The sequence below is a fragment of the Bradyrhizobium sp. IC3195 genome, from assembly GCF_020193585.1.
Classification (GTDB): Bacteria; Pseudomonadota; Alphaproteobacteria; order Rhizobiales; family Xanthobacteraceae; genus Bradyrhizobium; species Bradyrhizobium yuanmingense.
Window position 1 is genome coordinate 44,512 of the sequence record NZ_JADYVG010000023.1, and the last position, 13,857, is coordinate 58,368.

Annotated in this window: 13 protein-coding genes; 9 read left to right on the top strand and 4 right to left on the bottom strand. The window is 64.5% G+C overall.

Annotated features, from left to right (window positions below; all coding sequences use genetic code 11):
• Positions 1 to 142: 142 nt before the first annotated feature.
• From I6F09_RS30840 to I6F09_RS30850, 3 genes are all read left to right on the top strand, one after another.
• On the top strand, positions 143 to 1,444 hold the full coding sequence (locus tag I6F09_RS30840) for a serine hydrolase (protein WP_225186122.1): 1,302 nt from the start codon (positions 143 to 145) through the stop codon (positions 1,442 to 1,444).
• Between the two features lie 143 nt (positions 1,445 to 1,587).
• On the top strand, positions 1,588 to 2,541 hold the full coding sequence (locus I6F09_RS30845) for a tetratricopeptide repeat protein (protein WP_036014205.1): 954 nt from the start codon (positions 1,588 to 1,590) through the stop codon (positions 2,539 to 2,541).
• 426 nt (positions 2,542 to 2,967) lie between these two features.
• Positions 2,968 to 3,381 (top strand): SRPBCC family protein, encoded by a 414-nt coding sequence (locus I6F09_RS30850; RefSeq protein WP_225189763.1) that lies wholly within the window; start codon positions 2,968 to 2,970, stop codon positions 3,379 to 3,381.
• A gap of 147 nt (positions 3,382 to 3,528) precedes the next feature.
• Here the strand turns inward: I6F09_RS30850 and I6F09_RS30855 are convergent, their stop codons facing one another.
• Positions 3,529 to 3,774, bottom strand: a complete 246-nt coding sequence (locus tag I6F09_RS30855) for a hypothetical protein (protein ID WP_036014203.1) — start codon at positions 3,772 to 3,774, stop codon at positions 3,529 to 3,531.
• 181 nt (positions 3,775 to 3,955) lie between these two features.
• Between I6F09_RS30855 and I6F09_RS30860 the strand changes: the two genes are divergently transcribed.
• From I6F09_RS30860 to I6F09_RS30880, 5 genes are read left to right on the top strand one after another with little or no spacing between them, the layout of a single operon-like run.
• Positions 3,956 to 4,210, top strand: coding sequence for a DUF2933 domain-containing protein (locus I6F09_RS30860; RefSeq protein ID WP_036026429.1), 255 nt, complete (start codon positions 3,956 to 3,958; stop codon positions 4,208 to 4,210).
• Positions 4,210 to 4,884 carry an isoprenylcysteine carboxylmethyltransferase family protein gene (locus I6F09_RS30865; RefSeq protein ID WP_225189764.1) on the top strand — a complete coding sequence of 225 codons (675 nt, stop codon included), beginning with the start codon at positions 4,210 to 4,212 and terminating at the stop codon, positions 4,882 to 4,884. The genes I6F09_RS30860 and I6F09_RS30865 overlap by 1 nt, the downstream gene beginning before the upstream one ends.
• Positions 4,885 to 4,932: 48 nt before the next feature.
• Entirely contained in the window at positions 4,933 to 5,640 is a 708-nt protein-coding gene (locus I6F09_RS30870; protein WP_225189765.1) for an ABC transporter ATP-binding protein, read from the top strand.
• Between the two features lie 4 nt (positions 5,641 to 5,644).
• Positions 5,645 to 8,008, top strand: coding sequence for an FtsX-like permease family protein (locus I6F09_RS30875; RefSeq protein WP_036026435.1), 2,364 nt, complete (start codon positions 5,645 to 5,647; stop codon positions 8,006 to 8,008).
• A gap of 2 nt (positions 8,009 to 8,010) precedes the next feature.
• Positions 8,011 to 9,246, top strand: coding sequence for an HlyD family efflux transporter periplasmic adaptor subunit (locus tag I6F09_RS30880; protein ID WP_036026436.1), 1,236 nt, complete (start codon positions 8,011 to 8,013; stop codon positions 9,244 to 9,246).
• Between the two features lie 210 nt (positions 9,247 to 9,456).
• Here I6F09_RS30880 and lepA read toward each other — a convergent pair whose 3' ends face one another.
• Positions 9,457 to 11,268, bottom strand: coding sequence for a translation elongation factor 4 (gene lepA, locus I6F09_RS30885; RefSeq protein WP_036041840.1), 1,812 nt, complete (start codon positions 11,266 to 11,268; stop codon positions 9,457 to 9,459).
• Between the two features lie 112 nt (positions 11,269 to 11,380).
• On the opposite strand from lepA, the gene I6F09_RS30890 reads away from it, so the two are divergent.
• On the top strand, positions 11,381 to 13,006 hold the full coding sequence (locus I6F09_RS30890; RefSeq protein WP_225189766.1) for a glycosyltransferase family 39 protein: 1,626 nt from the start codon (positions 11,381 to 11,383) through the stop codon (positions 13,004 to 13,006).
• Between the two features lie 65 nt (positions 13,007 to 13,071).
• Here I6F09_RS30890 and I6F09_RS30895 read toward each other — a convergent pair whose 3' ends face one another.
• Both I6F09_RS30895 and I6F09_RS30900 read right to left on the bottom strand, forming a co-directional pair.
• Positions 13,072 to 13,389 (bottom strand): HPr family phosphocarrier protein, encoded by a 318-nt coding sequence (locus I6F09_RS30895; RefSeq protein ID WP_036014186.1) that lies wholly within the window; start codon positions 13,387 to 13,389, stop codon positions 13,072 to 13,074.
• Positions 13,386 to 13,787: a PTS sugar transporter subunit IIA gene (locus tag I6F09_RS30900; RefSeq protein ID WP_007597752.1), complete on the bottom strand. Its 402-nt coding sequence runs from the start codon at positions 13,785 to 13,787 to the stop codon at positions 13,386 to 13,388. The genes I6F09_RS30895 and I6F09_RS30900 overlap by 4 nt, the downstream gene beginning before the upstream one ends.
• Between the last annotated feature and the right edge of the window lie 70 nt (positions 13,788 to 13,857).

Sequence of the window (13,857 nt, forward strand, 5' to 3'; positions counted from 1 at the left end):
CTGATCCGCGGGGCGAGAGCAAGGCGGGTTGCCACCGCAGGCTGACACGGCCCGCCCGCAATGATAGCATGCCGCGCGTCACCAGCCTGCGATGTTGTTCTCGTGAAGCGCACACCCACCAACGTGCGGGGAGGCAAGTGCAATGAACTGGGGAGCGTCGTTTAGGCCGCGCGGGTGCCGCCGGCTTTTCCTGCCCGTCATTTTTGTTTCCGCGATCTGGTCGCCCCTGGCGTGCGCGCAGGACGTCCGAAGCGCGCCCGCCGCGCCGGGGCCGGTCTTTTCGGATAGCGGTCCCGATGCCGAGCTCTACGGCGCGGCTGAAGGCTATCCGGTCGGCACGCGCGGCGCCGCTCCCCCGCTCGACAAGCTCGTCGGCAGCTACAGCCATTTCGGCGAGATCTATCCCTCGCGCCGGGTCGCTCGCGCGACGACGCTCTGGCAATTCAAGCGCGCGCCGGAGCCACAGGTCACCTACAGTCTTGGCACCGAAAAGCTCGGCATTGCGGACTACCTCAAGCGCAACCCGGCGACGGGCCTCCTGATCGCCAGGGACGACACCATCCTGTACGAGCACTATCAATATGCACGGACCGACCACCACCGCTTTGTTTCGATGTCCATGGCCAAGACTCTGGTAGCCATGCTGGTCGGGATCGCGGTCTCGGAGGGACGGATCAAGTCGATCGACGACCTCGTCGCGACCTATGTCGACGGCCTTGCAGGCACGGAATATGGCAACACGTCCATCCGCGCCTTGTTGAACATGTCGTCGGGCGTCGAATTCTCGGAAGTCTATGACGGGAACGACGACATCGCCCGGCTTGGGCGGGCCTTGTTCGCCGGCCCGCCGAAAGATCCCGCCGCCATCGTCGCGCAGTTCAACACGCGGACCGCGCCGCCAGGCACCAAATTCCACTATGCCAGCGTTGAAACGGAGATACTCGGCTTGGTCCTGCGCGCCGCCACGGGCACGCCGGTCGCCGACTATCTCCGCGACCGGATCTGGGACCCCATCGGCACCGAGGCGGACGCCTCCTGGGTGATCGACGGCAGCGGGCAGGAGATCGCCTATTGCTGCTTCAACGCGACCTTGCGCGATTATGCGCGCTTGGCCCGGTTGCTCGCCCATGACGGCGCCTGGGAAGGCCGGCAGCTGATCCCCCGGCAGTGGCTGCTGGATGCCACGACCGTCAGGCCAGAGGAGGGTCATCTCGCTCCACGCGTGGCCACGCGCTATTTCGGCTACGGCTATCAGGTGTGGCTCCTCCCCGGCGAGCAGCGCCGATTTGCCCTCATCGGCATTCGCGGTCAGCTCATCCTGGTCGATCCCGCCTCCAAGCTCGTCATGGTGCACACGGCCGTTCGCCAGAAGCCGAACGAACCCGGAGCCTTCAGGGAGCCGCTCGCGTTGTGGTCTGCTGTGCTGCAGCAGCTCGGGCAATGATCAATTGCTGATGCCTGCCAATGGCATACAGCCGCGCTGGCGCGGTCGGTCGCGTCGGAAAGCCGCGGTTGCATTGAACCTGTCCGGCTTCCGGGAGCACCAATGGCGCGTAAGTCCCAATAGCCGCGACGAGGGAAGGCGCGATGAGGACCTTGACAGCATCGATTTGCGTCGCAGTCACAGCGCTCGCCTTGAGCCTGTCGTTCGGCGTGCCGTCCCATGCCGAAGAGGACGAGGCGGGCACGCTGGCCCGGCAGATGAAGCAGCTTTATCGGGCCGGGAAGTACATGGAAGCACTGCCTCTGGCCCAGAAGTCGCTGGCCCTTCGCGAGAAGGAGTTCGGCCCCGATGATGCGCACGTCGCGATGCCGCTGAACGACCTCGGCACGATCCATTACAATCTCGGCCAATACGCCGTTGCCGAACCGCTGTACAAGCGCGCGCTGGCCATTGACGAGAAGACGCTCGGCCCGAATCACTCCGAAGTCGCGATGGTGCTGAACAATCTCGGCGACCTCTACCGTGCGGAAGAGCGTTACGCCGAAGCGGAGCCGGTGCTCAAGCGGTCGATCGCCATTCACGAGAAAAGCGGTGATCCATCGATCGTGATGGCGTTGAGCAATCTGGGCGCTGTCTACAGCCATCAGGGCCGATACGATGAGGCTATACCGCTGTTCAAGCGAGGCCTCGCCGTGCTGCAGAAGGCGCTCGGTCCCGACGACCCCGAAGCCACGGTGCTGATGAACAATTTGGCCGACGCCTATATCAATCGCAATCGCTATGCCGATGCCGAGCGGCTGCTGAAGCGGTCGATGGCGGTGACCGAGAAGGCGTTCGGCCCGGATCATCCCGACATCGCCCAGGCACAGAACAATCTGGCTGCGCTCTATGGGCGCCAGGGCCGTAACGCGGAGGCCGAGCGGCTGTTCAAGCGGTCGGCGGCCACTTTCGAGAAAACCCTCGGCCCTGACCATCCGGATCTCGCCGGCGTTCTGGAAAACCTCGCCGGTCTCTACAAGTATCAAGGCCGCTATGCCGATGCCCAGCAGGTCCTGAAACGGTCGATGGCCATTCGAGGGAAGACGAGGCCGATCTGACGAGCAGCGCAGGATGGTAGTGCGACTTGTCCGCCGCAGCCCGAAGAGCGAAGCTGGCGGGCAGGGCTATCGCATTTGAGAGTTTTTCCCTGCGGCCATCCTTCGAGACGCCCGCTTGAGCGGGCTCCTCAGGATGAGGGCGGAGTCCGCGGCAGCAGTTTCAACAGGCACCGACGCCCAATGAGCCTCATCCTGAGGAGACGCGTCAGCGTCGTCTCGAAGGACGAGGCGTGCGCGCAGGCACACTTCGCTTGCCCACACCACAACTTCTCCAACTTTTTTGGCACATTGACGCCGAACCATGTCGGCATGGGCCGGTCTCGATCGTCCTCGGGTCGACACGTCCCGGACGTGCAGGAAATGGACCCGGCACGCTGGCGAGATTCCGTCAACTCGAGCGTCAAAGTCGCAACTGGAGCAATGCCCATGAGGATCACCGTCGAAACCAGCGTAGCCGCCCCGATCGATCAGGTCTGGCGTGCCTATACGACGCCAGCCGACATCGTGAAGTGGAATGCCGCGTCCGACGACTGGCATACGACCAGTGCGACGGTCGACCTGCGGGACGGCGGCGCCTTCTCGTCGCGGATGGAGGCCAAGGACGGCAGCATCGGCTTCGACTTCGCCGGCACCTACACCAAGATCGTCGAGCACAAGCGGATCGAATACGCGTTCGGCGATCGAAAGGCCGAGGTCGACTTCGAGCCCGGCCCGAAGAGTGTTGTCGTCCGTGTCGTCTTCGACGCCGAAACCACGCACTCGGTCGAACAGCAGCAGGGCGGCTGGCAGGCGATCCTCGACAATTTTGCGCGATACGTCGAGGCAAAGAGGAAATCGTGATCGATTAGCAGCGAACGTGGATGCCTGCATCGCACACGCTGCGATGCAGGTGCCATGCTTCAGCGCGGCCATGAAGCTTCCTGCGGCATGTCGACCTTGCCGAATTGCCGCATCTTCTTCTTGCCTTCGCGTGCCGCTAAGATCGAACTATTTCTTGTTGCCCATGTGATGAGGCGACGACGTGCCGGGGCCGCCCGTGTAGTGATGACCGCCTGATTGAGCGTTGGCAGAGGTGCCGGTCTTTTCTTTCTTGCCCATGTGGTGCGGAACTTCTGTCTTGGGTCCGCCGCTGTAGTGATGGCCGTTCTTTTCCTTGTCGGTGGATTGAGCCGTGGCGGGTACGGCCAGCAGGGAAACAATGCCGATTGTGGCGAGAAGCGTCTTGGTGATCATGTTCGGTCCTCCAGGTTGCGAAGGTCCACGATACGCATCGGCGCAACGTCGGTCTTGACGAATCTCAAGGTACGATCGGTTGCTAATTGTCTCGCGCGCTCAGCTCCCGCGAGCCTTTGATCTGCGTCAAAAGCGATGGCGGCGGTGCTCCTATGCTGCGGGGATCGAGAGGAGCGCGCCCATGCCGGTGCAGGATCATTCCGCTTATCGACAGCGGCATGCCGCGGGCATGTCCATGAGAGCCAAGGCTGGCCTGGTCCTGATCGGATTCCTGGCCATCGCCGGCGTGCTGCTGTTCAGCGAGCACAGGGCTCACGTGCTGGGGCTCCTGGTCTGGCTGCCGCTCCTTGCCTGTCCGCTGATGCATTTCTTCATGCATGGCGGCCATGGTCACCGTCACGGTGGCGGCCGGCCAAACGATTCGAGGAGCGCGTGATGCACGACATTCCGCCTGCTTACGGCCTCTGGAGCCTCGTCACCGTCAACTCGGCGGTGTTCATCCTGTTTTCCTACAGCTTCTTCAATCCGCAGACCTCGCGCGACTGGCGCTCCTTCGGCGCCTTCAGCGCGTTCCTGGTGGCGCTGTTCGCGGAGATGTACGGTTTTCCGCTCACCATCTATTTCCTGTCGGGTTGGCTGCAGTCGCGCTACCCGAACGTCGACTGGTTCTCGCACGACGCCGGTCATCTGCTCGAGATGATGTTCGGCTGGAAGACCAATCCCCACACGGGGCCGTTCCATGTCGTCAGCTTCATCTTCATCGGCGCCGGGTTCATCCTGATCTCCCTCGCCTGGAGGACGCTGTACGAGGCGCAGCAGACCCGGAGCCTCGCCACCACCGGTCCTTACAGCTACGTCCGGCATCCGCAATATGTCGGCTTCGTGCTGGTGATGTTCGGCTTCCTGTTGCAATGGCCGACGATTCTGACCTTGGCGATGTTTCCGGTGTTGACCGTCATGTACGTGAAGCTCGCCAGGGACGAGGAGCGTGAGGCCCGGAGCGAGTTCGGCGAGGCCTATGCCCGGTATGCCGCGCAGGTGCCGGCCTTCATTCCCCATCTCAACCGGCGATCCGGTCATAGCTCTTCTGGCGGCTATCGTCACGGCTGACCTTCGCGAGGAGATGCCTGCAAACGGCGCTAGCTTTAAAGGACGTCAATGAGCGTTCCCGTCTTCACCGCAAAGGCGCTGACTAAGATCTATGTCTCCGGCGAGGTGATGGTGCATGCCCTCAACGAGGTCGACCTCGACATTCCCGAGAAGGAAGTGGTCGTGCTGCTCGGCCCCTCCGGCAGCGGCAAGACGACGTTGCTCAACATCATGGGCGGCCTCGACCGTCCGACCAGCGGCCGGCTGTTCTTCCGCGATCTGGACCTAACGGACCTGGAGGACCGCGAACTCACGAAGTACCGCCGCGATCACGTCGGCTTCGTCTTCCAGTTCTACAATCTGGTGCCCAGCCTCACGGCCTACGAAAACGTCGCGCTGGTCACCGAAGTCGCCAAGAATCCGATGCGGCCGGCCGACGCCCTCGCGCTGGTCGGACTCGAAGCGAGGATGCATCACTTTCCCGCCCAGCTCTCCGGCGGCGAGCAGCAGCGCGTCGCCATCGCCCGCGCGTTCGCGAAGCGGCCGGCGGTGCTGCTCTGCGACGAGCCGACCGGGGCGTTGGATTCGAAGACCGGCATCCGCGTCATCGAGGCGCTGCTTGGCGTCAACCGGCAGCTCGGGACCACTACAGTCATCATCACCCACAACGCCAGCATCCAGGAGGTCGCCGACCGAGTGCTGTTCTTCGCCGACGGTCGCATCTCCCGCATCCGGACCAACGAGGCCCGGCGGGAGGCCGCCGAGCTCACCTGGTGACGACATGAAGGTGCTAGACATCAAGCTGCTTCGTGACGTCAGACGGCTCTGGGCGCAGGTGCTCGCGGTCGCGCTGGTCGTCGGCGGCGGGGTTGCGACGCTGGTGCTCGCGGTGGGCTCGCACCGATCGCTGGAGGAGACCCGGATCGCTTATTACGAGCGTTACGGCTTTGCCGATGTGTTCGCGCAGGCGAAGCGGGCACCGAAGGCGCTCACCGACAGGATCGGCGAGATCCCAGGAGTCGCCGCCATCGACACCCGTATCGCCAAGCCGGCGCTACTCGACATTCCCGGTTTCTCCGCGCCGGCCAGCGCGCAGTTCGTTTCGCTGGCCGACACGGGTGAGCAGCATCTCAACCGGCTCTACATGCGCTCCGGGCGGTTCCCGGCGCCGGGACGGACCGAAGAGGTCGTCGTCAACGAGCCGTTCGCTCGGGCGCACGGTTTCGTCGAGGGGGCGCGGTTCTCCGCCATCCTCAACGGCAGGAAGCGCGAGCTCGTCATCGTCGGCATCGCGCTGTCGCCCGAGTTCGTTTACACGGTCGGACCGGGCGACCTGATGCCGGACGATCGCCGCTATGCCATCGTCTGGATGTCGGAGAAGGTGCTTAGCGCTGCCTACGATCTCGACGGCGCCTTCTCGGCGGTCGCGGTCAAGCTGCAGCCCGGCGCCTCCGAGCGCGATGTGGTCCGGCGACTGGACGCCCTGCTCGATCCTTATGGCGGGCAGGCGGCGCATGGCCGCAAGGACCAGACCTCGCACGCCTGGCTCGATCATGAACTCGACATGCTCAACAACATGAGCCGCACGCTGCCGCCGATCTTCCTGCTGGTCGCGGCCTTCCTCGTCAATCTCACCTTGACCCGGCTGGTCGCGCTCGAGCGCGAGCAGATCGGCCTGCTGAAGGCGCTGGGTTATTCAGACGGCAGCATCGTGCTGCACTATTTCAAGTTCGTTGCCTTCATCGTCGTGGTCGGCATCGTGTTGGGCGGCATCGTGGGCACCTGGCTCGGTTTGCACGTCACCGCGCTGTTCGGCGACTTCTTCCACTTTCCGTTCCTGGTGTTCGCGAAGGCACCGGACGTTTATCTCACGGCAGGTGCGCTTAGCGCGGCGGCTGCGGCGATCGGCGCATTCCGTGCGTTGCGCGAGGTGGTGAAGCTGCCCCCGGCCGTCGCCATGCAGGCGCCGGCTCCGCCGGTCTATCGCCGGCTGCTTTCGGCGCGCATCCAGCTCGACCGGATCGTGTCGCAGCCGACGCTGATGATGATCCGCAACATCGCCCGGCATCCGGTACGGGCCTTCTTCACGGCGCTCGGCATGGCGCTGGCCACCGCGATCCTAGTCGTCTCGCTGTTCACGCGGGACAGCATGGAGCATCTGACCGATGTGACCTACTTCCTCGCCGACCGGCAGGACGCAACCATCGGCTTTGCCGAGAAGCGGATCGCAAATGTCGTGGAGCAGGTGAGCCGGCTTCCGGGCGTTCTCGCCGCCGAGCCGTTCCGCGAGGTGCCGGTCCGGATCCGCCACGGCAACGTCGAACGGCGCATCGTCATCAGCGGCCGACCGGCTGCTGCCCACCTCAGGCGCATCATCGACGTCGAGCTTCGGCCGGTCATCCTGCCGGAGACGGGCCTCGCCATCTCCGGCATGCTCGCGCATATCCTCGGCGTCGGACCAGGCGATAGCGTCGAGGTCGATCTGTTGGAGGGCGCCAGGCGATCCGTGACGGTGCCGGTCGTCGCGACCGTCGAGGACTACTTCGGGATTAGGGGCATGATGGAGATCGAGGCGTTGCACAAGCTGATGCGCGAGGCGCCCGTCGTCACTAGCGTCAATCTCAGCCTCGACGAGAACCGGACGGAGGACTTCTACACGGCGGTGAAGTCCATACCGACGGTCGGCGGCGTGGCGCTGCAGCGCGTTTCGCTGGCGAACTTCCGCAAGACCGTCGCGCTGCTCGTCACCACGATGGCGAGTATCTACACGGGCCTTGCCGGCGTGATCGCGTTCGGCGTCGTCTACAACAATGCGCGCATTTCGCTGTCCGAACGGGCGCGCGAACTGGCCAGCCTGCGCGTGCTCGGCTTCACGCGCGGCGAGGTGCTGCGCATCCTGCTGCTTGAGCTCGCCATCCTCACCCTGATCGCCCAACCGCCCGGTTGGCTGATGGGCTACGGCCTCGCCTGGGTAATGAAAACGAACCTTGCCGGCGAGTTGATGCGCGTCCGCCTCGTCGTCGAGCACTCGACTTACGTGATCGCCACGTCCGTCGTGGTGCTGGCCGCCATCGTTTCCGCCGCCGTGATCCGAGAACGCATCGACAGATTGGACCTTGTTGCGGTCCTCAAGACGCGAGATTAGCCATGCCCGCCAACTGGACCAAACGCATCATCGGCGCCGCGCTCGCTGCTGCGATCCTCGCAGGGCTCGCTTGGTTCGCCTGGCCCCGACCGGTTCTGGTCGATCTCGCGACCGTCGCGAAGGGGCCGATCGAGGTCACGGCGGACGACGACGGCAAGACCCGCGTGCGCCACGTCTACACGGTGTCGGCGCCGATCGCGGGCAAGGTCTTGAGAATCTCGCATCCGCTCGGCGAGCAGGGGCCTTCGCTCCATGTCGGCGACGACGTCGTCGCTAACCAGACCGTCGCCCTGATGCAACCGACGCTGCCCGGCTTCATCGATGCGCGATCGCGCGATCAGCTGCAGGCGGAGGTCCTGGCCGCAGACGCCGCGATCCAGCAGCAGGAAGCTGAAGTGCAGCGGATCGAAGCCGCGCTGGATTTTTCGCGGACCGAGTTCCAGCGGGTGCAGACGCTGTTGCGGACGCAATCCACCTCGGCCCAGGCCTACGACAAGGCGAAATTCGAGGTCGCCACCAACGAGGCCGCCCTGAGAGGTGCCAAGGCCCAGGTCGAGATGCGCCGCGCAGTGCGGACCAGCCTGGCGGCCCGGCTGATGGACCCGGCAAGCGCTATCCCTCCCGCGGAGCCGACCTGCTGCATCCGTGTGCTGGCGCCGACAAGCGGACGGGTATTGAAGATCATCCAGGACAGCGAGACGACGGTTCTGCCCGGGACGCCGCTGGTTGATATCGGCGACCCGTTCGATCTCGAGGTCGTGGCCGACCTGCTCTCGACTGACGCGGTCCAGATCAAGGTCGGCGCGCCGGTCCGGATCGATGGCTGGGGCGGTCAGCCCATCGCGGGAAAGGTGGTCCGGGTCGACCCGGCCGGTTTCCTGAAAGTCTCCGCACTCGGCACCGAGGAGCAGCGGGTCCGCGTGACCATCGATTTCACCGACCCGCCCGAGAAGTGGGGCACGCTCGGGCACGACTATCGTGTTATCGTTCACGTGACGACATGGAGCGCGACCGAGTCGCTGACCGTGCCGGTGAGCGCTTTGTTCCGAAAAGGCGACCAATGGGCGGTTTTCGCCGACGAGAACGGCCGTGCAAGAACTGTCCCGGTCCGCATCGGCCACCGGAATAACCGCGTGGCCGAAGTTCTCTCCGGACTAGCTGCAGGTGATCGCGTCGTGTTGCACCCGAGCGACCGGATCATCGAGGGCATCAGGATCGCGAAGAGGGGCGAGGAATAGATACACGGCTGAGAGGCAAGCGTTCGATGATGCCACCATACCCCTGTTTTGCCCGACGGGTCAAACCGACTTCGTAAAATCGAAAAAGCACAATGCCGCCAAGAGGGCGGCTACTGTGCATGGGGTTGTTTTCGCACTTTTTTGTTTGCCGTCGGGAGAGCGCCTGTTTGCCGGCCCCGGCGACCCGGCTGGCCCGTCCTGAGCCTCGCCTCAGCTGTCGACCTTCAGCGCGGCAATAAAAGCTTCCTGCGGAATGTCGACCTTGCCGAACTGCCGCATCTTCTTCTTGCCCTCCTTCTGCTTCTCCAGAAGTTTTCGTTTACGCGTGATGTCGCCGCCGTAGCATTTCGCGGTGACGTCCTTGCGCAGCGCGCGCACCGTCTCGCGCGCGATCACCTTGCCGCCGATCGCCGCCTGGATCGGGATCTGGAACATGTGCGGCGGGATCAGCTCCTTCATCTTCTCGACCATGGCGCGGCCGCGCCCTTCCGCGCGGGTGCGGTGGACCAGCATCGAGAGCGCATCGACCGGCTCGGCATTGACCAGGATCTGCATCTTGACGAGATCGGCCGGCTTGTAGTCGGTGAGATGATAGTCGAACGAGGCGTAGCCCTTGGAGACCGATTTGAGGCGGTCGTAGAAGTCGAACACGACCTCGTTGAGCGGCAGGTCGTACTTCACCATGGCGCGGGAGCCGACGTAAGTGAGCTCCTTCTGCGCGCCGCGGCGGTCCTGGCACAGCTTCAAGACGCTGCCGAGATATTCGTCGGGCGTTAGGATCGTCGCCTCGATCCAGGGCTCGTCGATCTCGGCAATCTTGACCACGTCGGGCATGTCGACGGGATTGTGGATCTCGATCTCCTGGCCGTCGGTGAGCTTCATCTTGTAGATCACGCTCGGCGCGGTCGCTATCAGGTTGAGGTCGAACTCGCGGGACAGGCGCTCCTGGATGATCTCGAGGTGGAGAAGTCCGAGGAAGCCGCAGCGGAAGCCGAAGCCGAGCGCAGCCGACGTCTCCATCTCGAAGGAGAAGCTGGCGTCGTTGAGGCGCAGCTTGCCCATCGCGGCGCGCAGCGTCTCGAAGTCGTCGGCGTCGACCGGGAACAGGCCGCAGAACACCACCGGGATCGCCGGCTTGAAGCCCGGCAGCATCTCGGCGACCGGCTTCCTGTCGTCGGTGATGGTGTCGCCGACGCGGGTGTCGGCGACTTCCTTGATCGCGGCGGTGATGAAGCCGATTTCGCCGGGGCCGAGCTCCTCGACCTGCTGCATCTTCGGCGTGAAGAAGCCGACGCGCTCGACGTCATAGGCCGCGCCCGTGCCCATCATGCGCACGCGCTGGCCCTTCTTCATCGTGCCGTCGACGATGCGCACCAGCACGACGACGCCGAGATAGACGTCGTACCAGCTGTCGACCAAGAGCGCCTTCAGCGTGGCGTCGCGATCGCCCTTCGGCGGCGGCAGGCGGGTGACGATGGCTTCCAGCACATCAGGAATGCCGAGGCCGGTCTTGGCCGAGATCATCACCGCGTCCGAGGCGTCGATGCCGATGACGTCCTCGATCTGCTGCTTGACCTTCTCGGGCTCCGCCGCGGGCAGGTCGACCTTGTTCAGGACCGGGACGATCTCGTGATTGTTGTCGAGCGCCTGGTAGACGTTGGCGAGCGTCTGCGCCTCGACGCCCTGGCTGGCGTCGACCACAAGCAGGGAACCCTCGCAGGCCGCCAGCGACCGCGAGACCTCGTAAGCGAAGTCGACATGGCCGGGCGTGTCCATCAGGTTGAAGATGTAGTCCTTGCCGTCCTTGGCGCGGTAGGCGAGGCGCACCGTCTGCGCCTTGATCGTGATGCCGCGCTCGCGCTCGATGTCCATGGAATCGAGCACCTGTTCCTTGCCCGCCATCTCGCGGTCGGAGAGGCCGCCGGTCATCTGGATCAGGCGGTCGGCCAGCGTCGATTTGCCATGGTCGATATGGGCGACGATGGAGAAATTGCGGATGTTGGAAATAGGGACGGTCGTCATGGGCGCGGGATACCACTCACATCCCCGTGCGGCAACCATATTGCTGTATTTTCAGGGCCTTTGTTCACGCCAAGCTGATTCCATGACGGGCCAAAACGCGCTACGCACGGCCATGTCCACGACCTCTCTTCGCACTGCCGGAGCGCGGGCAAAGACCCGCTTGAGTTACAACCGCTTCCGGGCCTTCCTGGTTGCCTGTGCGGTCCGCCCCGAGGCGCGCCTGTGGCTGGTGATCCAATTTGCCATCCTGCATGCAGTGCTCTGGACCTTCATCCTGATCAATCTTAAGGCGGCGCAGGACGTTCATATGGACGTCGCAGAAGCCTGGGGCTGGGGCCAGAAATTCCTCTGGGGCTATGGCAAGCACCCGCCGTTGTCGGGCTGGGTGGCCGGCCTCTGGTTCAAGGCGCTCCCGGCGGCGGACTGGGCGACCTATGCGCTGGCGATGACGACGGTGAGCGTCGGCATGGTGATCTGCTGGCTGATCGCCTTGCGCGTGGTGGATGCGCGCCGCGCGTTCCTGGTCGTGGTGATGATCGCGCTCTACCCGATCTTCAATTTCAAGGGCTTCAAGTACAACCCGGACCTGCTGCAGCTCGTCACGCTGGCGCTCCTGGTGCTCGCTTATCTCAACGCCTTCGAGAAGCGGAGCTGGCAATCCGGAATCCTGCTCGGGCTTGCCGGCGCGCTGGCGCTGATGACCAAATATTGGGTGCTGACCATGATCGGCGCGATCGGCCTCGCCGCGTTGATCCATCCCGACCGGTTGCGCTTCCTGTCGTCGCCCGCGCCGTGGGTCGCGATTGCCACGATGGTCGCGGCGATGATCCCGCACCTCGTCTGGCTGGCGGATGCGCATTTCGTGCCGCTGACCTATGCCGGCGACACCTACAGCCTTCAGGACAAGGCCCAGGTGCATCAGCTCGTCGCGGGCTATGTGCTGCACAACTTCGCGCTGCTGGCATTGCCGGTGGCGCTCGCGGCGCTGGCCATGGCGCTGGTGCCGCCATGGGGCAGATTGCTGCTGGCTGCGCCGTCGCGCATCGTCACGCGCGCCTGGGCGCGTGGCGCCAATGCAGGAGTCAATGTCTCGCAGGCGCTGAATGTCTGGATCGTCCAGGTCATCGTCGCAGTCGGCCCGCCGCTCGGGGCGCTCGCCTTCAGCATCTACATGAAGACGGATTGGGGCATCTCGCTGTTCTTCCTGGTGCCGCTCGCACTGGTCGCGATCCCGACGCTGCGCGTGCAGAGCGCCGCGCTGTTCAACATCGCCGCGATCTGGCTCGTGCTCAGCGCCGCGACGCTCGCCGCTTCGCCCTGGATCGCCGCGCGCGAGATGGCGGCCAATGCCGGCAATGCCCAGATCTATGGCGCGCGCTCGGAGCTCGCGCGCGAATTGACCCAGGCCTGGCACACCCGCTTCGGCTCGCGCTGGGCCGTCGTTGCCGGCACGATGGAGCAGATCCAGCCGCTGGTGTTCTACAGCCCGGATCATCCGTCCGCGCTGCTGCCGTTGGAGGCCTGGGATTCCGGACTGACCTCGCGCGACGACGCCAGGAAGTACGGCTTCATCGGCGTGTTCGATCCGACCGACGGCCGCCTGCCCGCGTTCGAGAAATGGGTGTCGGAGGTTGCGCCCAACGCCGAGCGCATCGTGATGACAACGCGCCGCTTCACCAACGGCAAGGCCGGACCGTCGATGAGCTGGAACATCTACTTCGCGCCGCCGGGGAAATGATTTCGTCACCTCTCCCGCAAGTACGGGGCGAGGGAGCGCACCTGGCCGCGTGGTGAGAGAAGGGCCTAAACCCCTTCCTCGTTGAACTTGCTTTCAACGAGCTCCGTGATCGCCGCGAGCGCGGCTTCGGCGTCGGTCCCTGCCGCCGCCACCGTGATCGTCGTGCCAGGACCCGCGGCGAGCATCATCAAGCCCATGATCGAGGTGCCGCCGACGGTCTCGCCGCCGCGTGTCACCCACACCTGCGCATCGAAGCGCTCGACCGCCTGGACGAATTTCGCCGAGGCGCGGGCGTGCAGGCCGCGCTTGTTGATGATCAGGAGATCCTTGGAGATCGCGCCCGCGGGCACGCCGGTCGCGGCTTGTGGCGCCTCCTCGCTCATTTGCCGGCGAGCACCCGGCTGGCGATGGTGACGTATTTGCGGCCAGCTTCCTGCGCCATCGCGATCGCGTCGGGCAGCGGTCGCTCCTCGCGCACCTTGGCAAGCTTGACCAGCATGGGCAGGTTGATGCCCGCGAGCACTTCGACCTTGGGCCGGCTCATGCAGGATATTGCCAGGTTCGACGGCGTGCCGCCGAACATGTCGGTGAGGATCGCAACGCCGTCGCCGGAATCGACGCGGTTGACCGCCTCGATGATGTCGCTTCGGCAGAGATCGGAATCATCTTCGGCGCCGATCGTGATCGCTTCGATTTGCTTTTGTGGGCCCATGACATGCTCAAGCGCTGCCTTGAATTCGTCGGCAAGGCGCCCGTGGGTCACAAGTACTAGACCAATCATCGGAAAACTCCTCGCGGGCGCTTTTGGTGCACCGCACGAACGCGCCACTTTGACCATCCAGAGCCCCCGC